31 protein-coding genes and 2 rRNA genes are annotated in these 22,949 nt (G+C 40.9%); 26 read left to right on the forward strand and 7 right to left on the reverse strand.

Annotated features, from left to right (window positions below; translation table 11 throughout):
- The 6 genes from B9Y89_RS01355 to tsaD form a co-directional block, all read left to right on the forward strand.
- Nucleotides 1–164 (forward strand): 23S ribosomal RNA (locus tag B9Y89_RS01355); the annotation flags it as partial.
- Between the two features lie 171 nt (nt 165–335).
- A 5S ribosomal RNA gene (gene rrf, locus B9Y89_RS01360) occupies nt 336–451 on the forward strand.
- Between the two features lie 394 nt (nt 452–845).
- Entirely contained in the window at nt 846–1,295 is a 450-nt protein-coding gene (gene tsaE, locus B9Y89_RS01365; RefSeq protein WP_085520866.1) for a tRNA (adenosine(37)-N6)-threonylcarbamoyltransferase complex ATPase subunit type 1 TsaE, read from the forward strand.
- The gene (tsaB, locus tag B9Y89_RS01370) at nt 1,292–1,999 is read left to right on the forward strand and encodes a tRNA (adenosine(37)-N6)-threonylcarbamoyltransferase complex dimerization subunit type 1 TsaB (RefSeq protein WP_085520868.1); all 708 of its coding nucleotides are present in this window, start codon (nt 1,292–1,294) and stop codon (nt 1,997–1,999) included. Before tsaE ends, tsaB begins: the two co-directional genes overlap by 4 nt.
- Entirely contained in the window at nt 1,992–2,441 is a 450-nt protein-coding gene (gene rimI / locus B9Y89_RS01375) for a ribosomal protein S18-alanine N-acetyltransferase (RefSeq protein WP_085520870.1), read from the forward strand. The genes tsaB and rimI overlap by 8 nt, the downstream gene beginning before the upstream one ends.
- 5 nt (nt 2,442–2,446) lie before the next feature.
- A complete protein-coding gene (tsaD, locus tag B9Y89_RS01380) occupies nt 2,447–3,463 on the forward strand; it encodes a tRNA (adenosine(37)-N6)-threonylcarbamoyltransferase complex transferase subunit TsaD (protein WP_085521576.1) in 1,017 nt (338 codons plus the stop codon).
- A gap of 200 nt (nt 3,464–3,663) precedes the next feature.
- On the opposite strand, the gene B9Y89_RS01385 is transcribed toward tsaD, so the two are convergent.
- Nucleotides 3,664–5,625 (reverse strand): ABC-F family ATP-binding cassette domain-containing protein, encoded by a 1,962-nt coding sequence (locus B9Y89_RS01385; RefSeq protein ID WP_085520872.1) that lies wholly within the window; start codon nt 5,623–5,625, stop codon nt 3,664–3,666.
- Between the two features lie 97 nt (nt 5,626–5,722).
- On the opposite strand from B9Y89_RS01385, the gene moaC reads away from it, so the two are divergent.
- The 5 genes from moaC (at nt 5,723) to map (ending at nt 8,630) form a co-directional block, all read left to right on the forward strand.
- Nucleotides 5,723–6,214, forward strand: coding sequence for a cyclic pyranopterin monophosphate synthase MoaC (gene moaC, locus B9Y89_RS01390; RefSeq protein WP_139822668.1), 492 nt, complete (start codon nt 5,723–5,725; stop codon nt 6,212–6,214).
- An 8-nt stretch (nt 6,215–6,222) separates the two neighbouring features.
- Nucleotides 6,223–6,852 carry a redox-sensing transcriptional repressor Rex gene (locus tag B9Y89_RS01395; protein WP_085520874.1) on the forward strand — a complete coding sequence of 210 codons (630 nt, stop codon included), beginning with the start codon at nt 6,223–6,225 and terminating at the stop codon, nt 6,850–6,852.
- Nucleotides 6,853–6,873: 21 nt separating this feature from the next.
- Entirely contained in the window at nt 6,874–7,053 is a 180-nt protein-coding gene (locus tag B9Y89_RS01400) for a twin-arginine translocase TatA/TatE family subunit (protein ID WP_085520876.1), read from the forward strand.
- 2 nt (nt 7,054–7,055) lie between these two features.
- Nucleotides 7,056–7,796, forward strand: coding sequence for a twin-arginine translocase subunit TatC (gene tatC, locus B9Y89_RS01405; RefSeq protein ID WP_085520878.1), 741 nt, complete (start codon nt 7,056–7,058; stop codon nt 7,794–7,796).
- 75 nt (nt 7,797–7,871) lie between these two features.
- Nucleotides 7,872–8,630 carry a type I methionyl aminopeptidase gene (gene map, locus B9Y89_RS01410; RefSeq protein ID WP_085520880.1) on the forward strand — a complete coding sequence of 253 codons (759 nt, stop codon included), beginning with the start codon at nt 7,872–7,874 and terminating at the stop codon, nt 8,628–8,630.
- A gap of 267 nt (nt 8,631–8,897) precedes the next feature.
- Here map and B9Y89_RS01415 read toward each other — a convergent pair whose 3' ends face one another.
- Both B9Y89_RS01415 and B9Y89_RS01420 read right to left on the reverse strand, forming a co-directional pair.
- A complete protein-coding gene (locus B9Y89_RS01415; RefSeq protein ID WP_254901154.1) occupies nt 8,898–9,092 on the reverse strand; it encodes a DUF4305 domain-containing protein in 195 nt (64 codons plus the stop codon).
- The gene (locus B9Y89_RS01420; protein WP_085520884.1) at nt 9,089–9,796 is read right to left on the reverse strand and encodes a CPBP family intramembrane glutamic endopeptidase; all 708 of its coding nucleotides are present in this window, start codon (nt 9,794–9,796) and stop codon (nt 9,089–9,091) included. Before B9Y89_RS01420 ends, B9Y89_RS01415 begins: the two co-directional genes overlap by 4 nt.
- 308 nt (nt 9,797–10,104) lie before the next feature.
- Here B9Y89_RS01420 and groES point away from each other — a divergent pair, with 308 nt between their 5' ends.
- From groES to B9Y89_RS01465, 8 genes are all read left to right on the forward strand, one after another.
- Nucleotides 10,105–10,389, forward strand: a complete 285-nt coding sequence (groES, locus tag B9Y89_RS01425; protein WP_085520886.1) for a co-chaperone GroES — start codon at nt 10,105–10,107, stop codon at nt 10,387–10,389.
- A gap of 53 nt (nt 10,390–10,442) precedes the next feature.
- Entirely contained in the window at nt 10,443–12,092 is a 1,650-nt protein-coding gene (gene groL / locus B9Y89_RS01430; protein ID WP_085520888.1) for a chaperonin GroEL, read from the forward strand.
- A gap of 362 nt (nt 12,093–12,454) precedes the next feature.
- Nucleotides 12,455–13,222, forward strand: a complete 768-nt coding sequence (locus B9Y89_RS01435) for a type IA DNA topoisomerase (RefSeq protein ID WP_176222059.1) — start codon at nt 12,455–12,457, stop codon at nt 13,220–13,222.
- A 16-nt stretch (nt 13,223–13,238) separates the two neighbouring features.
- The gene (locus tag B9Y89_RS01440) at nt 13,239–13,424 is read left to right on the forward strand and encodes a hypothetical protein (protein ID WP_085520892.1); all 186 of its coding nucleotides are present in this window, start codon (nt 13,239–13,241) and stop codon (nt 13,422–13,424) included.
- 6 nt (nt 13,425–13,430) lie between these two features.
- A complete protein-coding gene (locus B9Y89_RS01445; RefSeq protein ID WP_085520894.1) occupies nt 13,431–14,429 on the forward strand; it encodes an ArdC family protein in 999 nt (332 codons plus the stop codon).
- Nucleotides 14,430–15,334: 905 nt separating this feature from the next.
- Nucleotides 15,335–15,457: a DNA repair protein RadC gene (locus B9Y89_RS19245; protein ID WP_085520897.1), complete on the forward strand. Its 123-nt coding sequence runs from the start codon at nt 15,335–15,337 to the stop codon at nt 15,455–15,457.
- A gap of 500 nt (nt 15,458–15,957) precedes the next feature.
- Nucleotides 15,958–16,401, forward strand: a complete 444-nt coding sequence (locus B9Y89_RS01460) for a JAB domain-containing protein (RefSeq protein ID WP_085520899.1) — start codon at nt 15,958–15,960, stop codon at nt 16,399–16,401.
- Between the two features lie 193 nt (nt 16,402–16,594).
- The gene (locus B9Y89_RS01465; protein WP_085520901.1) at nt 16,595–17,131 is read left to right on the forward strand and encodes a hypothetical protein; all 537 of its coding nucleotides are present in this window, start codon (nt 16,595–16,597) and stop codon (nt 17,129–17,131) included.
- A gap of 97 nt (nt 17,132–17,228) precedes the next feature.
- Here the strand turns inward: B9Y89_RS01465 and B9Y89_RS01470 are convergent, their stop codons facing one another.
- From B9Y89_RS01470 to B9Y89_RS01485, 4 genes are all read right to left on the reverse strand, one after another.
- Nucleotides 17,229–17,675: a hypothetical protein gene (locus B9Y89_RS01470; protein WP_085521580.1), complete on the reverse strand. Its 447-nt coding sequence runs from the start codon at nt 17,673–17,675 to the stop codon at nt 17,229–17,231.
- A 17-nt stretch (nt 17,676–17,692) separates the two neighbouring features.
- Nucleotides 17,693–18,697 carry a DUF3231 family protein gene (locus tag B9Y89_RS01475; RefSeq protein ID WP_085520903.1) on the reverse strand — a complete coding sequence of 335 codons (1,005 nt, stop codon included), beginning with the start codon at nt 18,695–18,697 and terminating at the stop codon, nt 17,693–17,695.
- 319 nt (nt 18,698–19,016) lie between these two features.
- A complete protein-coding gene (locus tag B9Y89_RS01480; RefSeq protein ID WP_085520905.1) occupies nt 19,017–19,547 on the reverse strand; it encodes a homing endonuclease associated repeat-containing protein in 531 nt (176 codons plus the stop codon).
- Nucleotides 19,548–19,561: 14 nt separating this feature from the next.
- Complete coding sequence (locus B9Y89_RS01485; protein WP_085520907.1) at nt 19,562–19,777, reverse strand: hypothetical protein; 216 nt, start codon at nt 19,775–19,777, stop codon at nt 19,562–19,564.
- 747 nt (nt 19,778–20,524) lie between these two features.
- Between B9Y89_RS01485 and B9Y89_RS01490 the strand changes: the two genes are divergently transcribed.
- From B9Y89_RS01490 to B9Y89_RS01515, 7 genes are all read left to right on the forward strand, one after another.
- Nucleotides 20,525–20,725: a hypothetical protein gene (locus B9Y89_RS01490; protein WP_085520909.1), complete on the forward strand. Its 201-nt coding sequence runs from the start codon at nt 20,525–20,527 to the stop codon at nt 20,723–20,725.
- A gap of 25 nt (nt 20,726–20,750) precedes the next feature.
- Nucleotides 20,751–21,110, forward strand: a complete 360-nt coding sequence (locus B9Y89_RS01495; RefSeq protein ID WP_085520911.1) for a hypothetical protein — start codon at nt 20,751–20,753, stop codon at nt 21,108–21,110.
- Between the two features lie 111 nt (nt 21,111–21,221).
- Complete coding sequence (locus B9Y89_RS18885; RefSeq protein ID WP_176222060.1) at nt 21,222–21,365, forward strand: hypothetical protein; 144 nt, start codon at nt 21,222–21,224, stop codon at nt 21,363–21,365.
- A gap of 174 nt (nt 21,366–21,539) precedes the next feature.
- Nucleotides 21,540–21,728, forward strand: a complete 189-nt coding sequence (locus tag B9Y89_RS01500; protein WP_085520913.1) for a helix-turn-helix domain-containing protein — start codon at nt 21,540–21,542, stop codon at nt 21,726–21,728.
- Nucleotides 21,728–22,246: a hypothetical protein gene (locus B9Y89_RS01505; protein WP_085520915.1), complete on the forward strand. Its 519-nt coding sequence runs from the start codon at nt 21,728–21,730 to the stop codon at nt 22,244–22,246. The genes B9Y89_RS01500 and B9Y89_RS01505 overlap by 1 nt, the downstream gene beginning before the upstream one ends.
- 240 nt (nt 22,247–22,486) lie before the next feature.
- Complete coding sequence (locus B9Y89_RS01510) at nt 22,487–22,759, forward strand: hypothetical protein (protein ID WP_085520916.1); 273 nt, start codon at nt 22,487–22,489, stop codon at nt 22,757–22,759.
- Nucleotides 22,752–22,943, forward strand: a complete 192-nt coding sequence (locus B9Y89_RS01515) for a hypothetical protein (protein ID WP_085520918.1) — start codon at nt 22,752–22,754, stop codon at nt 22,941–22,943. Before B9Y89_RS01510 ends, B9Y89_RS01515 begins: the two co-directional genes overlap by 8 nt.
- The last annotated feature ends 6 nt before the right edge of the window (nt 22,944–22,949 follow it).

Raw genomic sequence — 22,949 nt, forward strand, 5'->3', positions numbered from 1 at the left:
GATAAGTGCTGAAAGCATCTAAGCATGAAGCCCCCCTCAAGATGAGATTTCCCATGGCGTTAGGCCAGTAAGACCCCTTAGAGATGATGAGGTTGATAGGTCCGGTGTGGACGCGTGGTGACACGTGGAGCTGACGGATACTAATCGGTCGAGGGCTTATCCTAATTGAGATGCGTTTCTACTTTCGTTTCTAGTTCTGAAGGCGCAAGCCTTGACAGTTAAATAGCAATGGTCGATTGTTAGTCATATCTCATCAATGTGGTATGATGGCAGGGAAAGAGATGTTTGAACGTTCTATGGTAACATCGAACTGACCGACATTCTATCGATCTAAGTCTGGTGGTGATGGCGAAGAGGTCACACCCGTTCCCATCCCGAACACGGTCGTTAAGCTCTTCAGCGCCGATGGTAATTGGGGCTTTGCCCCTGTGAGAGTAGGACGCCGCCGGGCTAAAGAAGAGGAAGGTTGATATTCAGCCTTCCTCTTTTTTATGTGATATATTATTTTATATAGGAGTTTGTGTAGGTACTTGAGACAAACATTAGCCTCCATTAGAATAGGACTATAGATATCTTAAAATAAGGCTCTTTTCTATAAGATTGTTGTTTTTTTTAATAGGATTATGCAAGCTAAAGTGTCGAAAAGTTGATTGGAGCGAAAGGTGCGAGACTCCAGCGGGATGAGCGGGACAGGTGAGACCCCACAGGCGCGGAGCGCCGAGGAGGCTCACCGCCCGCCTCGCGGAAAGCGAGCATCCTGGAGTGGCAATCAACCCTTCCCTTCAAAATAGCAACACAGTTTACGAAAACCGCCTAAAATAAAGAAATTAAAACGGGGTTAAGCTATGTACGAAATCATATCAGATTCAAACGAGAAAACAATGGACATTGCCCAATCGATTGCTCATCATCTCAGGCCGGGAGATATATTAACTTTGACGGGAGATCTAGGAGCTGGGAAAACGACATTTGCCAAGGGGTTAGGGTCGGCCTTGGATATTGATGAAACAATGAATAGTCCAACATTTACTATCGTCAAAGAATATAATGGGCGCATACCCTTGTATCACATGGATGTCTACCGTGTGGAACATGGAGATGATTTGGATATCATTGATGAGTATTTTGAAAGTGATGGCATTGTCGTCATTGAATGGCCGGATCATATTCAGTCGATCCTCCCATCTGAACGTTTAGACATTAGCATTCGCTACATTGATGAAAGGACTCGGCTTATCACTTTAGATCCAAATGGCCTTCGTTATGACGAGATTTGTAAGGAGATCAAATCATGAAAACTTTATCAATTGACTCATCTAATTTGGTTATGGGAGTGGCTATCAATGACGATGACCGGGTTCTCGGTGAAATCATCACGAATGTCAAAAAGAATCACTCCATAAGGCTTATGCCGGCGATTCAACAATTGATGGATGACGTTGGGGTATCTTCTTTGGACCTTGACCGAATTGCTGTTGCTCAAGGTCCTGGTTCATACACAGGTGTTCGAATCGGCGTCTCCATAGCAAAATCTTTGGCATGGTCTTTGAATATAGATTTAGTTGGTGTCTCTAGTTTAGAAATATTGGCGCAAAATGGCCGGTATTTTGACGGATATATTGTCCCATTTTTTGATGCTAGACGTGGTCAAGTATATACAGGGATGTATCAATTCAAAGATGGACAGGTTATACCTGTGCTAGATGATCGGATTGTTTTGATGGAACAATGGCTTGAACAAATAAAAGAGCATCGAGAACATGTTTTATTTCTGAGCAACGATATGGAAAAGCATGGATCGGCGATCACAGCGGCTTTGGGTGAACAGACTGAATATGCGGACATAAGTATCAACAACCCGCGTCCAGCTGAGTTAGGACGGTTAGGGATGCTGAAGTCACCCGTCAACGATATTCACACTTTTGCACCGGCTTATATTCAAATGGCTGAAGCAGAAGCTAAATGGTTAGAGGCCCAAAGGATATCGGAACATGAATAGAAAGATTTCGTACCGTGTGATGACTTCAGAAGATATTCATCAAGTTCATCATGTTGAAGAAGAAACTTTTCAACATCCATGGACGCTGGCAGCATTTGAAAATGAGATGATCAATAATCGATTCGCTACCTATCTTGTTGCTGAGGATAAGGAACGGATCATTGGGTATTGCGGTACTTGGGTGATTCTTGATGACTCTCATATTACAAACATAGCGTTATTGGATGAGTACCGTGGGCAAAGAATTGGCGAGACCTTACTTCGAAAGGCTATGAAGTTAGCCAAGATGAAAAAGGCCAAGACCATGAGTTTAGAAGTTCGTGTATCAAATGAAAAGGCGAAGCATTTATATCGAAAATTAGGATTTCAAAAAGGCGGTATTCGAAAACATTATTATTCGGATAATCATGAAGACGCCTTAGTCATGTGGGTGAATTTATAGTGGAGATTAATCAAGAAACGTTAATACTAGGGATTGAAACGAGCTGTGATGAAACGGCTGCATCAGTCATAAAAAATGGGACAAGTATTGAATCCAATGTTGTTGCCTCTCAAATTAATAGCCATAAGCGCTTCGGGGGCGTGGTACCCGAAGTTGCCTCACGTCATCATGTTGAACAAATAACGATGGTAGTTGAAAAGGCTATGAAGGAAGCAGATATCGATTTTACGGATCTTGACGGCATTGCTGTTACTCAGGGTCCAGGTTTGGTCGGAGCCCTGCTAGTGGGTGTCAATGCTGCCAAAGCGCTATCTTTTGCTCATGGACTGCCGCTTATTCCCGTCCATCATATTACTGGGCATATCTATGCCAATCGATTAGTAGATAAAATGACTTTTCCATTAATTGCTCTCGTGGTTTCAGGCGGACATACGGAACTCATTTATATGCAGGAGCATGGTCATTACCAAATTATTGGGAAGACGCGGGATGATGCAGCTGGGGAATCCTATGATAAAGTAGCTCGTACGCTTGGGCTTTCTTATCCTGGCGGCCCTGCCATTGATCAAATGGCACAGAAGAGTCAGCAACCTGTAGATTTTCCAAAGCCGATGTTGCATGATGAGTCATTTGATTTTAGCTTTAGCGGCGTCAAGTCTTCTGTCATTAATCAAGTTCATAATGCGGAACAACGAGGCAAGGACTTAAGTACGGAGGATATTGCAGGCGGATTTCAGCAAAGTGTCATTGATGTCCTTGTTAGTAAAACGATTCGTGCCGCTAAAAGTTTTCAAGCGAAACAAATTATTGTTGCTGGTGGAGTTGCTGCCAATGAGGGATTGCGTCAATCACTGTTATCCACATGTGAGTTAGAAAACATTCAATGTTCTATTCCGCCGATTCACTTATGCACAGATAATGCTGCGATGATCGGTGCGGCAGGAACAATAGGTTACTTGAAGGGGCACCGTGCTGATATGGCGTTAAATGCGCAGCCGGGCTTAAGCATCGAGAGATTTTAGGTGATGAACATCTATTGAGACATTCACTGATCATACTGGATGGGTGTCTATGATTGATTATCAACAAGTCACACAGGGATGTTGTGAACAAATGGATAGCAAATGTTGAAAACCATAAACAAATTGTGAATAAATCATCTATAACTGTGTATAATTTTATATTTATCCACAGTTATACAATACTAAAAAACCTCACCGGGTTATTCACCGGTGAGGTTTTCAAGTTTGTGTTGATGCGTTTCCCATAATTGCATGGCTTCATCTAATTGATGCTTCGTGTGTTCCAATTGGGAGTGGATATCCGCCGCTTTTTGGTAATCATTAAAGACTTCAGGGTCAGCAAGTTGATGTTCAAGGGTCTCAATGTCGCCTTCTAGTTGTTCAATCTTTTGTTCGGTGTCTTCAATGGATCGCTCAAGTTTTCGAATGTCACGTCTTTGGGCTTTCTGGTTTTCATAGTGCGTTTTTCCTTCTCCATGATCTTGTCGTTGATCCACTTGAGTCATAGAGGGATTTTTGTTGGCCTTCAATACTGCAAGTTCTTGTTCTTCCGCCTTTTTATCCACATAGTAATCATAATCACCAATGTAATCTTTTAAGCCGGATGTGGATAACTCAAGGATTCGGTCGGCAATTTTGTTCATGAAATATCGGTCGTGTGAGACAAACAAGAGGGTCCCGGGATATTCTAGTAACGCTGACTCCAAAACCTCTTTGCTATCTAAATCAAGGTGGTTGGTGGGTTCATCAAAGATTAAAACATTATCTTTGCGCATCATCAGCTTGGCTAATAACAGCCGCGCCTTTTCTCCTCCGCTTAAAGCATGAACCTTCTTTAAAACATCTTCTCCGGAAAATAAGAAATTACCGAGAACGGTGCGGATATCCATTTCTTTGACATTAGGATATTGATCCCATAATTCATCAAGCACCGTTTTGTTGGGATTGAGATCTTCTTGTTCCTGATCATAAAAGCCGATGCTCACATTACTGCCAATATCTATCTGTCCATTAAGACGCGGTAAATCTCCGGCTAATGTTTTGAGTAAAGTTGTCTTGCCAATACCATTAGGGCCAACGAGAGCGACACTTTCGCCCCGTGTGATGGCAAATGATACATCGTCAGCAAGTGAGGCTGATGTGTCGTAGCCAAAACTTAAATCTCTGACAAAAAGGACATCATGTCCGCTTTGCTTTTTAATATCAAAAGAAAATTTAGCAGAAGGATGATCGCTATCCGGCCGATCCATCGTCTCCATGTTTTGCAGTTTTTTTCGCCTGCTTTTGGCCCGTTTTGATGTGGATGCACGAGCTATATTTTTTTGAATAAAGTCTTCAAGTTTGGCAACTTCTTTTTGTTGTTTTTCATAAGCTTTGAGTTGTTGCTCGTAGCGTGCGGCCCGTTCTTGTAAAAAGTGTGAATAGTTGCCGACATATTTGAAGGAGACTGTATTAAATATTTCATAGACTTTTGTAATTAATTTGTCAAGAAAATACCGATCGTGTGAGACGACGAGAATGGCTCCAGCATAATGCTGTAGATAGCCTTCCAGCCATGTTAATGTGTCAATATCTAAATGGTTGGTGGGCTCGTCCAAAATTAATAAATCAGGTTTTTTTAGGAGTAATTTGCCAAGGGCTAAACGTGTTTTTTGTCCACCTGACAAATGACTGACTGGTGTCTGCCAATCATAGTCGCCGAAATTTAAACCGTTAAGGATGGCTTTGATATCAGCATCAAAGGTGTAGCCTCCGCGTTCAGTAAAGGCTGACTGAAGTTGATCGTAGTCATCCAGCAATTTTTGATAGTCATCTGAGCTCATATTGTCGGAATCGCTCATGGATTGCTCCATGTCCCGGAGTTTCGTTTCCATGTTAATGAGGTCAGTGAAAACGAGGGCTAATTCATCATAGATTGAACGCTCTGAATGAATAGCAGTGTGCTGGGAAAGATAACCTACGGACGTTTCTTTTGCAAAAATGACATCCCCATCATCGGCTTCAAGTTCGTTTAAAATAATTTTGAGCAACGTTGTTTTACCACTGCCGTTGCGGCCAACGAGTGCGACACGTTCATGAGATTGTACTTCTATGTTAATATTCGATAAAATGGTATCAGTACCATAGGATTTACTGATTTTATTGGTCTGTAATAGGATCACTTGAATACACCTCAAATCCTTATTTCAGTGTATCGTATAGCTGAGACCAGTGGCAACCATATGGGTGTTAAGACTAAGATAAAAGGAGGCCTTGGTATTGGATCGACTCACACACGTCAATGACCAAGGTAGAGCAAAGATGGTTGATGTATCCGCTAAGGAAAAAACGTCACGCACAGCTATCGCTCGTACAACCGTCACCATGAATCAGCAAGCTTATGATGCTGTGACACAGCAAAAGGTGGAAAAAGGCGATGTACTTGCAGTCGCTCAGGTTGCGGGGATTATGGCAGCGAAACAAACCTCACAGTGGATTCCGATGTGCCACCCGTTATCGCTATCGGGCGTTGACATCACGTTTACATGGGAAGAAGCAGGATGCCTAGCCATCCATGCTACCGTTAAAACCAAAAATGAAACGGGTGTAGAAATGGAGGCGCTGACAGCGGTATCTGCCGCAGCTTTAACGGTTTATGATATGTGCAAAGCGTTAGATAAAGGTATGACGATAGCATCGACTTATCTCGTCCAAAAAACCGGGGGAAAAAGTGGTGACTATCAGTCTGACCAAAGCGTCGACGGGGGTTAAATATTGATATGAGTTATGAGCAGATTCCGAGGGCAACAGCTAAACGACTGCCACTATATTATCGTTCGCTGCGTCACCTCGCTGAATCGGGGAAAAGCTGCGTGTCGTCTTCAGAATTAAGCGATGTGGTTAAAATTGACTCGGCCACTATTAGACGAGACTTTTCCTATTTTGGCACATTGGGTAAAAAAGGTTACGGTTATAATGTGGAACGGTTGTTGGACTTTCTTCGGGAAACACTTGACCAAGATGAGTTAACTGAAGTAATGTTAGTAGGTGTAGGCAATCTTGGAACAGCACTATTGAATTATAATTTTATGAAAAATAATAGCACACAAATCGTGAAAGCCTATGATGTTGATGGAGATAAAATTGGTACGGAAATCGCTGGTGTGACCATCGATGATTTGCGTGATATACAAGCTGAAAATGGTAACATCCCTGTAGCCATTTTGACGGTGCCAGCAGCCGCTGCGCAGAAAGTCGCTGATCAACTGGTTGCTGTAGGTATTAATGGGATTCTGAACTTCACGCCAGTCCGTCTTTCGGTTCCTGATCACATTAGGGTTCATCATATTGACTTGGCTGTCGAGTTACAATCAATCATTTATTTTCTCAAAAACTATCCGCTTAAATAGCAGCATGGAGGTGACGTAACGATGGGATACGGTGCGGGAAGTATTGCTCTTGTAGCAGTTGTCGCTTTAATTATTTTCGGGCCGAAGAAGCTTCCTGAATTAGGTAAAGCTGCAGGTCATACGCTCAGGGAATTTAAGAATGCTACTAAGGGAATTATGGACGACAATCATGACGATAAGAACAAAAAGCAGGATGATTAAGCATGGCTGATAAGTACATGAGCATGACGGAACATATACACGAACTCAGGCGGCGGTTGATGATCGTCGCCATTGGTTTTGTCATCGCCTTTGTAGTTGGCTTCTTCTTATCCAAGCCGTTAATTTTGTATTTACAGAAAGCAGAGGAAGCGAAAGGCGTTGCCATGAATGCGTTCAGGGTTACCGATCCTCTGAACATTTTTATACAGATGGCGTTTGTGATTGGGATTATTATTGCTTTACCACTCATACTCTACCAAATATGGGCTTTTATTGCGCCTGGTCTATATAAAAAGGAACAAAAAGTGACATTAGCCTTTATCCCATTGGCAGTTTTATTATTTCTAGGCGGTCTTGCTTTTTCTTATTATATTCTTTTTCCTTATACCTTAAATTTTATGGGAAATCTAAGCACGTCGTTGAATATTGAAAGTGAGATTGGCATTAATGAATACTTTCGTTTTTTATTACAAATCACATTGCCGTTTGGATTTGTTTTCCAATTACCGATTCTTGTTATGTTCTTAACGAGGCTGGGTCTTGTCACACCAGCCTTATTGCACAGGATACGGAAGTATGCTTACTTTGTTCTCTTGATCATGGCAGGTTTCATTACGCCTCCTGATGTCATTTCCCAATTGATTGTGATGGTGCCGTTGGTCATCCTCTATGAAGTAAGTATTGTGATCTCTCGAATGGCTTATCGACAAAAGATTAAGTCTTTAACAAACGAAAATCAATAGCTAGCCGTCGGCAGTACCCATGATTAGGAATCTAACATAGGGTGATTATTGTAACGAATGAAGAAGGGTGATAAAATGCTGCAGTTAAAATCGATGAATGAAATTGCCAAAATGAAGGAAGCTGGGGAAATACTCGCTGCTTGTCATCAGGCTATCAAAAAGAAACTTCAACCAGGCATAACCACAGCCGACATTGAAGCTTTTACAGAGGCTTTTTTAAGCGAGCGGGGGGCAACACCAGAACAAAAAGGTTATCAAGGCTATGAGTATGCTACCTGCGCATCTGTAAACGACGAAATTTGTCACGGTTTCCCGCGCAACGAGCCGTTGAAAAAAGGGGATATTGTCACGATTGACATGGTCGTTAACCTGAATGGTTGGTTAGCCGATTCCGCTTGGAGCTATGCTGTAGGGACAGCTTCGGAACAAGCGCAAAATCTGCTTGATGTATCGAAAGAGGCTTTGTATAAAGGGATTGAACAAGCCAAAGTTGGTGGCCGGATTGGTGATATCGGTCATGCCATCCAAACCTATGCAGAAGGTGAAGGTTATAGTGTGGTTCGTGACTTTGTGGGCCATGGGATTGGACCCAGTATCCATGAACAGCCGCAAGTGCCTCACTTCGGTGTACAAGGAAAAGGCCTGAGGTTAAAGGAAGGGATGGTATTAACCATCGAACCCATGATTAACACTGGCGGTTGGCACTCTAAGTTGGACGATAACGGTTGGACGGCTCGAACTGCGGATGGTTCATTATCGGCACAGTATGAGCATACGGTTGCAATTACCAAGGACGGTCCGATGATTTTAACCGATCAGGACCATCTTGAATAAATGGTTATAATAAAAGGCTCTTTTTGCATGGATTGTTGATTTTTTGTCCGCATTTGAAATACACTTCGCTTTCCGCGGGCGACCAGTGAGCCTCCTCGAACTCCGCTACCGCTTCGTTCTGCGGGGTCTCACTTTGGCCGCTGTTCCCGCAGGAGTCTACATGTATTTCAATTGCTCACAGCAATAAATGTTTTCAGTTGTATCTAAGAGCAACAATCTTTTAGAAAACAGCCTAATAAAAGGTCACTTCAAATTGAAGTGACCTTTTTATTTGTGTTTCATGGAAGACTTATAGCGCATAAGTGTAAAAGCCGTGCGTATGATAAATGCCGCAAATGCGGAAAAGAAAATTGTTACGGGATTCCATACACTTTGGTGGGCCGCATTAACAGCAAAGTAGATGCATCCAGCGGTAATCACCAAATAAAATAGAATCCATATATTTAATGTTTGTTGCTTCAAAAGAATACCCCCCAAATCAACTGCAATTGTTGCTCATGATCTTCGTAGTACTGGAGAAGATCATCCCGGAAAAAAAAGAGTATCACACTCAAACTGTTGAGGACCATGTGTGAAATGATCGGAACGATGATTCGTTTTGTTTTAGCGTATAAATAGGCAAAGACAAATCCGATTGAACCATAGACAATGATGTGTGCATCAAAATGAAAAACAGCAAAAATAAGCGCGCTGAATAACGCTGATAGCCAGAAATTGAATCGTTTATAAAACGAACCGAAAATCACTTTTCTAAATACAATTTCTTCGACAATCGGACCTAATAGGGCAATGCTAATAATGGCAATTGGTGCTTGTTCAGCAATCCCCATTAAATTTTGAGTATTAGTGGATTCGGCCTTGTTCCCTAATACAGTCACGTCAACAATACTAGCCAGCATTTGAACAACATAAGTCATGAATATGCCGACTATTGCCCAAACGATGGTTTGTCCAAGTGTGACTCGTGCTTCTTTGTCCCGCTGATGATCTTCACTCGTTCGTAAAAGCCATATAATAATCGGGAGGGCGACCAGAAAACTGTAAGTCATCCAATAGCCGGAAATGATTTCGATATGATTCTTCTTAATGTCGAAAAGTCCTAATAACAATGGTGAAAGGTACCACAGAACGTAAACAAGCAGTATATACCAATATCGTTTCGGCAAAAGACATGCTCCCCTTCTATACTGTCATTCTCCGATGGTCAATACGATAACATTGTATCATATGTGTAGAATCAAACATAAATTTCAGCTGTTTGTGATCAGACATATTGTCTTATACTCATACTATTATTTTTCAGATGAAACCATTATGACTAGGTGAAATGTCATAAAATGATGTATCGACAATACTCGGCAAATAAAAGACTTGCAAAATGTTTCAGATTTGATTATTATATTAATTGGATTAGCACTCATCACATTAGAGTGCTAACAAAATCAAAAGTTGAATTATTAAGGAGGGTGTTCCCATGTTAAAGCCACTAGGCGACCGTATTGTAATTGAAACAGTTGAAAAGGAAGAAACGACAACAAGCGGCATTGTATTGCCTGATAGCGCAAAAGAAAAGCCGCAAGAAGGTCGTGTTGTCGCTGTTGGTACCGGTAAAGTTTCTGATCAAGGTGAACGAATTGCATTGGAAGTATCCGAAGGCGAGCGTGTCATCTTCTCCAAGTACGCTGGTACTGAGATTAAGTTCGATGGTAGTGAATATCTCATCCTTCGCCAAGACGATGTATTAGCCGTTATCGGTTAATTTCAGCTAGATAGAAACGTGTGATAGACTACATATTCTAAGGAGGCATTACAATGGCTAAAGATATTAAGTTTAGTGAAGACGGCCGACGGGCCATGCTTCGCGGTGTAGATGCTCTAGCGGATGCAGTTAAAGTAACACTCGGACCAAAGGGCCGTAATGTTGTGCTTGATAAGAAATTCGGTTCTCCGCTTATTACTAACGACGGTGTAACCATTGCTAAAGAAATTGAGCTTGAAGATAAATTTGAAAATATGGGTGCTCAGTTGGTCTCCGAAGTCGCCAGCAAAACAAATGATGTTGCTGGTGATGGTACAACAACGGCAACCGTTCTTGCCCAATCCATGATTGAAGAAGGTCTGAAAAACGTCACTTCTGGTGCAAGCCCGATGGGTGTTCGACGCGGTATTGAACAAGCAACACAAGCTGCTGTTGAAGAACTTCAAAGTATTTCAAAACCTATCGAAGGCAAAGAGTCTGTTTCACAAGTTGCTTCAGTTTCCTCCGGTAATCCAGAAATTGGTCAATTGATTGCTGAAGCAATGGAACGTGTCGGTAACGATGGTGTTATTACGACAGAAGAATCCAAAGGCTTCAATACTGAACTTGAAGTTGTTGAAGGTATGCAATTCGACCGCGGCTATGCATCACCATATATGGTAACAGATCAAGACAAAATGGAAGCCGTTCTCGAAGATCCTTATGTTTTAATCACAGATAAGAAAATCCAAAACATTCAAGAGGTGCTTCCTGTTCTTGAACAAGTTGTTCAACAAAGTAAGCCCGTCTTGATCATTGCTGAAGATGTTGAAGGCGAAGCCCTTGCAACATTGGTTGTGAATAAACTTCGCGGTACTTTCAATGCTGTTGCCGTTAAAGCACCAGGTTTTGGCGACCGTCGTAAAGCGATGCTAGAAGATATTGCAACGTTAACAGGTGCAGAAGTCATTACAGAAGATCTTGGTCTAGATCTAAAATCTGCAACCATTGACCAACTTGGCCGCGCCGGCAAAATTGTGGTCACTAAAGACAACACAACTGTTGTTCACGGTGAAGGTGACGCTAAGAAAATCGGCGACCGCGTCAACCAAGTTAAAAAACAACTTGAAGACACAACATCTGAATTTGATCGTGAAAAACTTCAAGAACGTTTGGCTAAACTTGCTGGCGGCGTTGCCGTTATCAAAGTCGGTGCCACAACTGAAACTGAAATGAAAGAACGGAAGCTTCGCATTGAAGATGCATTGAACTCGACGCGTGCGGCCGTTGAAGAAGGTATTGTCTCCGGCGGGGGTACAGCTCTTGCTAATGTCATTAAAGCTGTTGAAAAAGTCGAAGACAACCTAGAAGGCGATGAAAGCACAGGTGCTGCCATTGTTAAACGCGCTCTTGAAGCACCGATTCGCCAAATTTCTTATAATGCCGGTCTAGAAGGGTCTGTCATTGTTGAGCGTTTGAAAAACGAACAGGTTGGCGTTGGTTATGACGCAGCTAACAGTGAATGGGTCGATATGATTGACAAAGGTATTGTTGATCCAACCAAAGTGACTCGTTACGCTCTACAAAATGCTGCTTCTGTTTCCGCGATGTTCTTAACAACGGAAGCTGTCGTTGCTGACAAACCTGATGAAAACGAAGGCGGCGCTGCTGCTCCTGACATGGGCGGCATGGGCGGCATGGGTGGTATGGGCGGCATGATGTAAGCTGCCCCCATCCCTGAAAAGACAGGGGTTATCTCTGCTCAAGACTAAAAATGTCACAAGAAAAGAACAATTAATTTAAAATTTATTTTGAAAAGGACGTTTTCGTACAAGTACTGACTCTGTGCGGAGACGTCCTTTTATATTTAGGTTTTCAATTTAGAAAATACCACAGTTGTCATTAAACTTGACTGATTACTGAACTTCCATTAATTAAATTTTAAACACTCCATCATTAGTCATATCCATAAACATCCCACAAGTATTCAAATTAAGTTAGATAAATTTCAATACCATCGGAATATAAATAATAAAAAGTAAATTCAAAAAATTATCTTGTGAACAGGAATCCGGGAATCAACGATTTGGGGGAGAATAAACCGGAAATCAAAGAGGGCACGACAAAGCCCCCGAAGCCTTACACCGAAGGTCAATTGATTAATATGATGAAAACCTGCGGCAAGTCCATTGATGACGATGATTCACAAAAAGTCCTTAAAGAAGTTGAAGGCATTGGCACCGAAGCAACGAGAGCGAGTATTATTGAATCCTTAAAGGACCGAGAATATATCACCATTAAGAAAAACAAAGCTGAAGTGACAAAGAAAGGAGAAATTCTCTGCCAGTCGATAGAAGGCACACTTTTATCCAAACCGGATATGACAGCACAATGGGAAAAGTTTTTACGGTTGATCGGGGAAGGGGAGAAAACCAAGGAAACGTTTTTGCAAAACATCAATAAGTTTATTAATAAATTAATTGAAACAACGCCTGAAGCGTTGGATTCCAAAGCAATTGAAAATCGAATCGAAGAAAGTAAGCAAGAAGCCAGTCTAGGCAAGTGTCCATCCTGTCAGCAAGGAAATATCATAGATAAGAAAAAATTTTATGGTTGTTCGCGATATAAAGACGGCTGCCATTTTACTTTTCCAAAAGAACTGGCAGGTAAGAGTCTTACTGAAACCAATGTCAAAAAATTATTGTCCAAAGGGAAAACCAATCTCATCAAGGGATTTAAGAGCAAAAAAGGGAAATCCTTTGATGCTTATATCCTTTGGGAAGATGCCAAATCCGGAAAAATAAAATTTGAGTTTGCCAAAAAGCAATCATCCAATAAGGCTACACAAAAATAGTTTGGGAGGTTATGACATGTTCTATCAATACCATGAAATCATAGGAAGCGAAAAGCCTATTTACACTGAAAAACCCGACGGATTTCTGACCTTCGGGGAAATCCCTTCCGGTGATTTTCCCTCATTTGATGAAGTCGCTTATTTAGAAGTCCTTGAGGCCGGCCGGGAGTATTATGAACCCTTATATAGTAAAAGAGGATGAGGATAAATGGCGTATAAAAAATCAAAAAACTATCAGGCAGATATGGATAAAATCCAAAAAGAAGTTGATCAATCCATTGAGCGTATTTTTAAAAATGACGAGTTTCAGCGTTATTTAGAAGTCGTGTCTAAATTCCCAAAGTACAGTTTAAATAATGTGATGATGATTACCGCGCAAAAGCCGGATGCCACGATGGTACAAGGTTATAACGCTTGGAAGAAACTTGACCGTCAAGTGCAAAAAGGGGAAAAGGCTTTGAAAATCCTTGCTCCAGTCACTAAAAAAGTTGATATGACAAGGATTGACCCGAAGACACAGAAGCCTGTTCTTGATAAGAATGGGAATGAAGTGACGGAAAAAAAGGACATGCTTACGGGTTTCCGTATGGTTAGCACTTTCGATGTTAGCCAAACAAAAGGTAAAGAGTTATTCAAATTACGGGATTTTATTCAAGATGATCTGAAAGAGAGTGACCGAATAAATCAATTATATCAAGACTTTAAAGGTTACTTGAATCAGCATACAACATTTGATGTTAAAGAACAGGCATTAGATGACGACAAAGTCAATGGGTATTTCCGTCCAGCTGATGACACCATTCGAGTCAACGCCAAACAGGAGAATACTTCGATGAAATTTAAAACGCTGATTCACGAATATGCTCATGCTCAATTACATCACCAAGAGAGCGACATGAAAGACCTCCCACGGGGGCATAAAGAAGCACAAGCTGAATCAGTTGCTTTTGTTGTCTCTAAATACTATGGACTCGATACTTCCCAATATAGCGCCGGATATATCGCCGGATGGGCAAAAAATATTAAGCTTGCAAAACAAGCCATGCAGGAGATTCAAAATGTCTCTAATCACACCATCCGTGAAATTGATGATCTTATGAAAGACCGTGTTAAGGAGATTCAGCATGAAAACGGCAAAGATAAGGAGGAATCAAAGGATTTGTCTAAATCAAATTCTTCTAAAAAGGAAGCTGAATTAGAGCTTTAATCAATTGTTAAGGTAAGCAGACTTGATGTCTGCTTTTTTATTTGCTTCAGCATTCTATTCTTTTTTTCATAGTGAACTTACGAGTGATACGATTCAGAATGCAATCAGTTCTCTATTCGCTTTGTTTCGGGTATCGAACCCTCACAAACCCACTATTTCAAAAGTGTGCTGAAATAGTTCGCTCAAAATTTTAATGCTACGGCCAATCAAAACCAATTGGCTGCAGCATTATTTTTTCGCTTTCATTCTTTTTCTGCGGGCATCGAACCCTTGAAAAAGAAAAAAGCTGTCTCTTTACCGTTTTTGTGTGCTATGATTTCGTATCTTTCTTCTTTGTGTCTCCCAATTATACATTCTTTGTTCGTAACTCCATCAAGGGCAGGCGAAAAGCAAAGGAAATCGGCAAAACCAAGTAGGCTAACTGGCACTAGCAAAGCAAAGTACGCTTTGTCAATTGCCAGTAAGTCATTGGTTTTCGCTCGTCTTCCAACGGACACACCATGTGAGAGCTAATATGTTTATGTGTGCATACGTGTCCTATGCTTTTCTGGCAAGTCGGCTTCTTCGTTAGCCGACCCTTGATTACGTTCTCACAAAAATGTGGGGGGAGCCATCAAAAAAGAAAGTGAGGTGAATCAAATGATTATCGAATTATTCATCACAGTTCTTCTCATAGTTGCAGGGTGTTTAGTTTTCTTGCAGCTGTATGATTTCTTTGAAAATGAAACAGTCCGCACGCTATTAGTGGTAGCATACGGACTGTTCACTGTTTTCATGCTATTTCATTGGTTTGCTGATTACATCTTGTATCAGTTAAATAATCTGTAATCAACGAGGGGAAGGGAGCAACTTCCCCTTTTTTTCTTATGTACCTAGTATATCACAAATTTAGGAGTGTGTTACGAATGGAAACGATTTATGAAATTGTACGAATTAGGCAAGTGGTAAGAGAAGCAGAATTATCGAATGTCGATGTTATTCGATCACCTGAAGACGGTGCAGGCACCCCAGATAGACCAAGATCATAGAAGCTTCCCTCCTAGGGTCGGGAAGCGTTGTCGCTCGCTTCGCATGGCTCCCCAAAATTCAACCCTATATAACGCTTTGTGTCGGGCATCGAGCCCTCACAAACCGAAGGCATGAAAGCTTTGGCAATCATGCCTTACGCTTCAAAGAAGGTCAAGCTTATTCTAAGCTAGACCCTCTTTTTAGCTTTTAGCCCCCTAGGTGTATCCTTCTTTGTTCTCTCCATTATAATGTTGGCTCATAACTTGCGGAAGGGCGGGCGGTAAGGTCAACTGAAATCGGTCAAGCCAAGTTGGCTAACTAGGCGTAAAAAAGCCAAAAACGCTTTTCAACGCCTACTAAGTCATTGGGCTTTCCTCGCTTTCACAAAAGTCAGCACAAAAAACCGGTGCTGCCTTTAGACCTTACCTTGCAAGTGGGCTTTTAAAAACCAAAAAGCCCACCCTTCCCCTGCGTTTTCGCCAACATGCTTCCTTGTTCAAACAAGAAGGAGGTATTTATCATGGAAAGTATTTATGAAATTCAACGAATTAAACAGGTGATTCAGGAGATCGAAGGCGGAGAGCAATACATCGTCCGTTCCCCCAATGACGCGGCGAAAATAGCAGCACGGTTTATTGGCGACGAAGACAGAGAAGTGGCATTTGTGATGTGTCTCAATACGAAAAACCGTGTTGTCGCTGTTCATCGCTGTCATGTTGGAGCGTTAAACGAAAGCCTCATGCATCCAAGAGAAATTTTCAAAGCAGCCATACTGAACAATGCTGCAAGTATTATCATTTCGCATCAACATCCTAGCCAGGACATTACGCCATCGCCAGAAGATATTGAAGTTACCAAGCGGATTCGTGATGCAGGTAACATTATGGGAATTGGGTTACTCGATCACGTGATTGTTAACGCAGCAACAGAATTTACGAGCCTAAAAGAAAGAGGGTATGTTTAAAAGGAGGGATTCCCCTTCTTTTTCTTGGTATCATTCGTCAGGGCATCGAACCCTTCCGAATGATCTGCCCGTTCGGTGGACGACTCGTCCACCAAACGGGCAGAAAATGATAAAGTATTTTTGGTTTTGTTTACATTGTTAACAAAAACGTGATATACTATTGTTAACAATGTAAACATAGGGGATGAAAATTATGAAAAAAGCGACCCAACAAATCGTCGATCGTTTTCCTTTCTTTAAAGAGCATTTTTCGGAGCAGCAAGATATTGCTCCACATGAAAAACATGATGAGGACAGCTTGTATGATGACAAGCAAGTGATGGCCATTCAGGATTTTAATGATGTTGAACGTACATTTTTTCAGTTAGCTTGTTTTTTTGAACATCCGGAAAAAGAGACGTTTGACTTAGCTATGTTGTATACGAATCTACAAGATGACTGGCTGGCATTTGCCTTGCAGTTGATCACTTCCTATTTTAAAGATGAAACTCAACTGATTAAAAGTTCCTCTTTTTCGATTGTCCGAGAAAACGATGATTATTTGAATCAAAGCCAGTTTGCAGCCTATTTACAAGAGCAGGGACTGAAGTATGATCGAATTAAACTAAATGTTTATTATGGGCGCGGGAAGCTGCCAGAACCAGATCAAAAGTTTGCAAACAAGCCCTATTGGTTGCAGTCAACGGTAGAGCGTTTTTGTGCATCAGAAAAAAAGCATTTAAAGGACTGAAAAGATTGAGAATAAAGAATGGGCGCCTTCTTATACAATATTATGGAAGAAAGAAAAGAAAATAATCAAAAAGATGGATTTATGAAATTCCATCTTTTTATTTTCCTGATACATTAAGCATGATTTTTTTTATCGTGAATCCAACTAATACACCTGGCATCACAGACAACATGGGCAGCCAAACGGGTCCTAAAAGCACACCAAACAATGTGAATGTCTTAGAAAAAATCAGACCGACGGTGACAAAATAAGCTGAAAAAACAAACGGGAGAAACGCAAAACGTGACTTTCCTCCCCCTGCATCCTTATAGGCATCCCACATGGCAAAAAAGTATAGACAGGGATAGAACATCAACCATCCGTAATCGGTTTGCGCTATAGCCGTTTGAATGTCTCCATAGAAACTGTAAAGAATCGTCTCATTAAAATTCGCCTGAATATTAACTAAACATTCAAGGGCAATGAGGACGATACCTTTAATGTATTTGCCGTTTAAAAGCTGGCCGAAACCCGGGAGAGCGATGGACCAAAACAATTTTTCCATACCATCCACCGTCCCTCTTACTGCTTTTTGGCTAAGTCTTGACGATCAGCAGCCTCGGGTGGTTGTTCCATCCAAGCGTGATGGATCATGATTTTCGCCCCATCATCAGCGTATTTGGCAATTTCAGCGATTAAACGGGCATAATCAACACCTAAATCCCGACGTGGACTGGTGGATATCGATATGCCGTATTGGCCAATCCCTGAAGCAACCAATGCTGAAATATGGTACATCATAAGCTTATCGGAAAAAGGAGCCACGGTTGAATCAGTGACCTCGGGAGTTAAAGGGGTCACGCCAGAAAGGTAATTTTTATGAAGTAATGAATTAAATATTTCGACATGCTTGCCCGAAATGTCTCTTCCCTTTTCAAAATATTGACGCACGTCCTTATTTTTGGCGACTTGACTAAAGCCAGTAATGAGGGCTTGGCCAAGCGCGTTTCGATTGGCGTTGTAAACAAGATCACCAATTTCAACACCAAGCAACGGTCGAGGGTCACCAAATAAACCTCCGGATAAAAAGCTTGTGTCTTTAACAAAATCCACCTGATCGGGGATTGGAAGTTGAGGCGCGCGAACATAAATCCCCTTTTGTTTGGCCAACTTTTTAGCCCAATTATGTAATTTGTTTGTTTGGGCCAGGCAATCGGAATAGTAATCAATGATGTCATCACGGGAAGACAATGATAAAGCTAAGCTGTATGAGCTAAGCCCGAATTTCCCCATATTGAGGATATATTTTAAATAAAATATGTCTGAAAACAGGCGCGGAGCGTCTACATTGACGTCATGGTCAGTAAATCCTACCGGGACAGGGTAAGTCTCCGATTGAAACATTTCGGTGACACGTTGAACATGTTGTTGAGAAATATCGAGAGCGTATTCTAAAACGGAACGAATGTCTGGGTCTTCAATGTTGGCTAAAAAATACTTAATCCCACAGATCGCCATTGAATCATTTTGAAAAGATGTCCAAAGATTAGAGATTTCCGATGCTGTTAAGTTCGGTTGATGTTCCATTATATGACTACCTCCATAACACGTTTTCTTAGGTATTTTTTTACTCGCTGTATGGAAATATTCATATCCCTTAGACAGGAACAAAAAAATGAACCCTAAAAATGGTATTTTAGGGTTCAATGAGTATTTGGGGGAAGTAGTCACAGAACAACTTCCAACCTTTGGACATTTACAGTATCTCACCTTTTCAAAAATCAATACATGTCAATGACATTGGCCTAAGACAACTCCATGAAAGTTTTTGTCAATCGACAAGAGAGCGTAACATTAAAACGCAAAAACGCACGCTAAGCTTTCCAGTTGGTTGGATGGCAAGGAGTTATTGTTGTTTCCACCACAATTTAGAACGCACTTGATGCTTCATTTTTTGCCTTTCTTTCACTAATTCATAGGCACAATCTCTTGAACAATATTTCTGACGCCCATTATGCGGCAAAAACACAGTACCACAAACATCGCATTTTCTAGACCTTGTTTTTGATGTTATGGACCGGTTAGGTAGGTTTATACCGATTTCTTTTAATGCTTGCATATAAGTTAAATCATGTTTGGCCATCGTCTGTAATGTCGGATTTGTGTTCAACTTTTTATATTCAATTTGGCTGGGGATATAACTAAAACTTGCCATTGTTCGTCTAAACTCATTAATAATTTCTTCTTTTGTTCTATTCTTATTCAAGTCAATACCAGATTGCCGGAGAGCATTGTTAAACGAACCAAACCGTTTAACAACTGTCGTTATATTGGGTTTCAATCCTGATTGTTTATATGAATCAAAAGTAACCTTACCGTTATGATGTTCAGCGCATCGACGTAGTGATCTGATGATATCTTCATTAGTATATCTCATAATGGCTCACCGCTTTATTTATGATGTTTTCTTTTGTGTTCCTCTACATCTGCTTTTCCGTGGTTAAATTCATACATTTTTGTCGCAATGACTAGAGTGAACCAGGACACAAAAAGCAATACAGCAACCAATGCACCCCCGGCATTAACTAAGGCATGACAAGTCACCGCAGCAAATACCGTCCATAAAAACAATGTCACGTTAACTAAGATACTTTGAAACATTATCATAATAGACTCTCCTTTTTAATCGGACCATTGTTCGGTATATGATTCTGGCCACAACTCCAGGCATTCTTTTTCGTTCGGTTTTTAAATCCCAATTCTTATAATACGATCATTATCTGCTTTGTAAGTGGCTTCAACATTAGTTGTACCATAAAATAAAACAAAAGTTTAGGCAAGGTAGAAAACAAGTTTTTGGGCGACGGCACGACAGACTGATCGAAAAGCACAAAACGCTTTTCGTCATTCTGTACGTGTCGCTTCTCCCTAAAATGGCTGATAACCACGGACTGTAACAAAGGGGTTTTTCATGAAGTCAAACAGTCCGTAGGTTCCTGTCAATTTCTTAACGGGCGAACGAGTCGGTGAAGGTTCATTCAAAGAGGGCAACCATTGAAGTCAATAAGCCCGACTTCAAGATTGCGTTGTAAAAGGTAAGCAGACTTGATGTCTGCTTACTTTTAATTTCTTTCCTTTTGCATTCCGAATCGTATCAGTCGCAAGTTCACTAAGTAAAAAAGCGTGTCGGGTCCCCTATGCCCAACATGTTTTTTACTAAGTTCACGAGCCAGCAGCGCAAGGGGCAAAAAACTTTTTTGTTAAAAGCACTTCGTAACACAAAAAACTTTTTGTGCGGAAACCCTTGCGCCCCTGTCTATGCTCCCGATTCGTTCTCCATGTCAAAAGGGCAGAAATAATTCCCTTTGGGGAACTCATTCCGTTTCGGAATGCAATAGGAAAGGAGCAAAAGATATGAAGGAAAAAGCGCAGAGAAAATTAATGAAAGAGTTTCAACAAAGCTTTTCCAAGAAGGAACAACAAAAAGCAAGTTTTTATGTTGATCGGGAAGATGAAAAACATTACATATGGTCGTTTGTATTGAACAACCGACTATATGAATGGATTTTCGTTTACCAGTCGGGAATTGTTGTCCGTTCCGTTTGTTCCATATAAAACTTTTTTAAAAGGAAGTGTTAAGATGTCCGTTATGATCATCAACCATGAAAGCCTTGAATGTCTCGGAAAGTTTTTCACGCTGTCCATGAGCGAGGAAAGAGCAGCTCAAAAGATCGAGTCTTACCACAAATTAAACGTAGAAAATTTCAACTGGCAATATGATGACAACGCACCATACAATACGGCGTTTGACTTCTTCACTTGTCCGCTTATATCGCCTGAACAGGCGTTTCAAACGTTGAAATGTATTCAATACAACTGCCTTGAGCATGGGGAGGACATTGACAGTAACGCTTTTCACGATTTGAAGCAATGGGTGAAGAAAATTGAAACCAATTATAAACTGAGTGATCAAGCCATTGAAAAGGCAGCATGGGGTTGATCAAAGGGGGAAAATCCCTCTTTTGATTAGAAATATTAGCAAAAATGTGTTGATGTCCGTATACGGACATGATATAATAAAATTAACCTCCTAAGAAGGGAGGTGATAATAGTGGAACAGATGTTACTTCTTGTCGCTCTAACCAATTTAGCGACAGCCGGTATCAACCTAGCTGTTGCTATTTTGAAGTATCGCGATAGAAAGAAACCTTCTCCGGGGTCATCGGAAAAGGCTTCAGATCAGCAGAGGGATTGAGGGCGCAAGCCCTCCCCTCGTTCCACTATTCTATGCTTATTATATCCTTACCATTCAGAAATATCAAGGAGGACAAACCATGCTGACAGTTGCTCTTGTTGTTTCTGTTGTTGCACTTGGTATAAGTGTTATCGCATTAATTCTAACGATTCGTGATAGGCAGGATTAATGATAATGAACAATCCCTTAGATCAAATCATGAGTACAAGAGAAGCAGCACAAAAATGGGGGATAACACAGGATTCTGTCAAAAGACTTGCTAGACAAGGACAAATCATTGCACGAAAGTTAGACCCTGATGATAAAAAATCCCCTTACGTTATTCTTAAAAATCAAGAGTATCCTGAAAAGGAGGTTGACTGATGAAAACATGTTGTTATTGCGGAAGTGACGTTCACCCTTACAGCAAACATTATTACTGTCACTTTTGCGAAATGATCATTGACAGCTCGGATGTTCAGGAAAACGGAAATCGTAAAGATTTTTTGCCGAAAACCCAACCTTCAAATATTGATGTAGAAAAATCCACTCCCGAATTGATGACATACACCACGATTGAACTCCTTTTCATGTTAAAAATCGCCCGTAAAGAACGATCAGAAACCTATCACAATCGACATATCTTCATTCAGGCCATGAAGTCGGAAGCTAGCCGATTTCAAGATGGCGAACGTTATACCTACGATCTATACGAATACTGGACAAGAAAATGTTTCGTTCTTGAAAATTTAGTACGTGAACGAATCGGCTACATTCCTTTTAAATTGACCGAATCCTATATTCAAAATCTTGCTGCAAGAATGGAGCAATCAACAAAGAAAAGGATGACTATAAAAAAGGGGAAAAATACGCCAAACAAGAGAATAAGGGATAGCGTTTGATGGCTTGGATGATTGTTATCATTTTGCTAATTATTCTTCTATCAAAACGGAAGTCAATAAAACTTATCGGTTGTGCCATCCCGTTATTTATCTTGCTTTCACTTTTATGGTTTGGCATTCAACTGTAAATAAAAACGAGGAAAGCATGGAATAAAAGGGATATGTAATGTTCAAAGAAAACAATTATGATGAGTATTTCGATTACTTGCAATCCATTGACAATTAAAAGGAGGTTTACCGATGAGACCGAAAGCAAAATATAAGTTTTATGAACTGGAAGATGGGGCTTTGCTCGAAACGTTTAAAACGGATGATGACCAGGATTATTTTAATTTTGTCTTAAAGTATCCGCTGTCTATGGCTGCAAAAGGATTTGACTTTGAAAAAGGGGCGTTCTTAGGAAAAGAGGAATTCCGCGGGGATCTTATACAAGATATTCACGCTATCCGGGTTAAAGAAGATTATTTGATTATTGAAGGATTAAAGGATAAGGAAGGTTTTAACAATGACTAAAAATGAACAGGTCATGCAATGGGTCCGGGATAACTTTGACATGGAGCATATCACTATAGAGAAAACCGACATCTTACCTTATGGCCATATGATTAAGGATCAAGAAGGCGGCCATATGATTGCGTTTTATGACTTGCTTTATGATCGGGTAGATTATCGGTTTCCAGATGAAGGGAGGGGTTAATGTGAT

The organism is Tuberibacillus sp. Marseille-P3662 (assembly GCF_900178005.1).
GTDB lineage: Bacteria > Bacillota > Bacilli > Bacillales > Sporolactobacillaceae > Marseille-P3662.

What these genes read in the sequence shown, in the direction of transcription:
- B9Y89_RS01495 (WP_085520911.1), top strand. Translation starts at nt 20,751, where the DNA reads ATGTCCGTTATGATCATCAACCATGAAAGCCTTGAATGTCTCGGAAAG.
- B9Y89_RS01440 (WP_085520892.1), top strand. Translation starts at nt 13,239, where the DNA reads ATGTTCTATCAATACCATGAAATCATAGGAAGCGAAAAGCCTATTTAC.
- B9Y89_RS01500 (WP_085520913.1), top strand. Translation starts at nt 21,540, where the DNA reads ATGAACAATCCCTTAGATCAAATCATGAGTACAAGAGAAGCAGCACAA.
- groES (WP_085520886.1), top strand. Translation starts at nt 10,105, where the DNA reads ATGTTAAAGCCACTAGGCGACCGTATTGTAATTGAAACAGTTGAAAAG.
- rimI (WP_085520870.1), top strand. Translation starts at nt 1,992, where the DNA reads ATGAATAGAAAGATTTCGTACCGTGTGATGACTTCAGAAGATATTCAT.
- B9Y89_RS19245 (WP_085520897.1), top strand. Translation starts at nt 15,335, where the DNA reads ATGGAAACGATTTATGAAATTGTACGAATTAGGCAAGTGGTAAGAGAA.
- B9Y89_RS01395 (WP_085520874.1), top strand. Translation starts at nt 6,223, where the DNA reads ATGAGTTATGAGCAGATTCCGAGGGCAACAGCTAAACGACTGCCACTA.
- B9Y89_RS01475 (WP_085520903.1), bottom strand. Translation starts at nt 18,697, where the DNA reads ATGGAACATCAACCGAACTTAACAGCATCGGAAATCTCTAATCTTTGG.
- B9Y89_RS01480 (WP_085520905.1), bottom strand. Translation starts at nt 19,547, where the DNA reads ATGAGATATACTAATGAAGATATCATCAGATCACTACGTCGATGCGCT.
- B9Y89_RS01400 (WP_085520876.1), top strand. Translation starts at nt 6,874, where the DNA reads ATGGGATACGGTGCGGGAAGTATTGCTCTTGTAGCAGTTGTCGCTTTA.
- B9Y89_RS01465 (WP_085520901.1), top strand. Translation starts at nt 16,595, where the DNA reads ATGAAAAAAGCGACCCAACAAATCGTCGATCGTTTTCCTTTCTTTAAA.
- map (WP_085520880.1), top strand. Translation starts at nt 7,872, where the DNA reads ATGCTGCAGTTAAAATCGATGAATGAAATTGCCAAAATGAAGGAAGCT.
- B9Y89_RS01460 (WP_085520899.1), top strand. Translation starts at nt 15,958, where the DNA reads ATGGAAAGTATTTATGAAATTCAACGAATTAAACAGGTGATTCAGGAG.
- tatC (WP_085520878.1), top strand. Translation starts at nt 7,056, where the DNA reads ATGGCTGATAAGTACATGAGCATGACGGAACATATACACGAACTCAGG.
- B9Y89_RS01470 (WP_085521580.1), bottom strand. Translation starts at nt 17,675, where the DNA reads ATGGAAAAATTGTTTTGGTCCATCGCTCTCCCGGGTTTCGGCCAGCTT.
- B9Y89_RS01490 (WP_085520909.1), top strand. Translation starts at nt 20,525, where the DNA reads ATGAAGGAAAAAGCGCAGAGAAAATTAATGAAAGAGTTTCAACAAAGC.
- B9Y89_RS01485 (WP_085520907.1), bottom strand. Translation starts at nt 19,777, where the DNA reads ATGATAATGTTTCAAAGTATCTTAGTTAACGTGACATTGTTTTTATGG.
- B9Y89_RS01505 (WP_085520915.1), top strand. Translation starts at nt 21,728, where the DNA reads ATGAAAACATGTTGTTATTGCGGAAGTGACGTTCACCCTTACAGCAAA.
- B9Y89_RS01445 (WP_085520894.1), top strand. Translation starts at nt 13,431, where the DNA reads ATGGCGTATAAAAAATCAAAAAACTATCAGGCAGATATGGATAAAATC.
- tsaE (WP_085520866.1), top strand. Translation starts at nt 846, where the DNA reads ATGTACGAAATCATATCAGATTCAAACGAGAAAACAATGGACATTGCC.
- B9Y89_RS01510 (WP_085520916.1), top strand. Translation starts at nt 22,487, where the DNA reads ATGAGACCGAAAGCAAAATATAAGTTTTATGAACTGGAAGATGGGGCT.
- groL (WP_085520888.1), top strand. Translation starts at nt 10,443, where the DNA reads ATGGCTAAAGATATTAAGTTTAGTGAAGACGGCCGACGGGCCATGCTT.
- B9Y89_RS01515 (WP_085520918.1), top strand. Translation starts at nt 22,752, where the DNA reads ATGACTAAAAATGAACAGGTCATGCAATGGGTCCGGGATAACTTTGAC.
- tsaB (WP_085520868.1), top strand. Translation starts at nt 1,292, where the DNA reads ATGAAAACTTTATCAATTGACTCATCTAATTTGGTTATGGGAGTGGCT.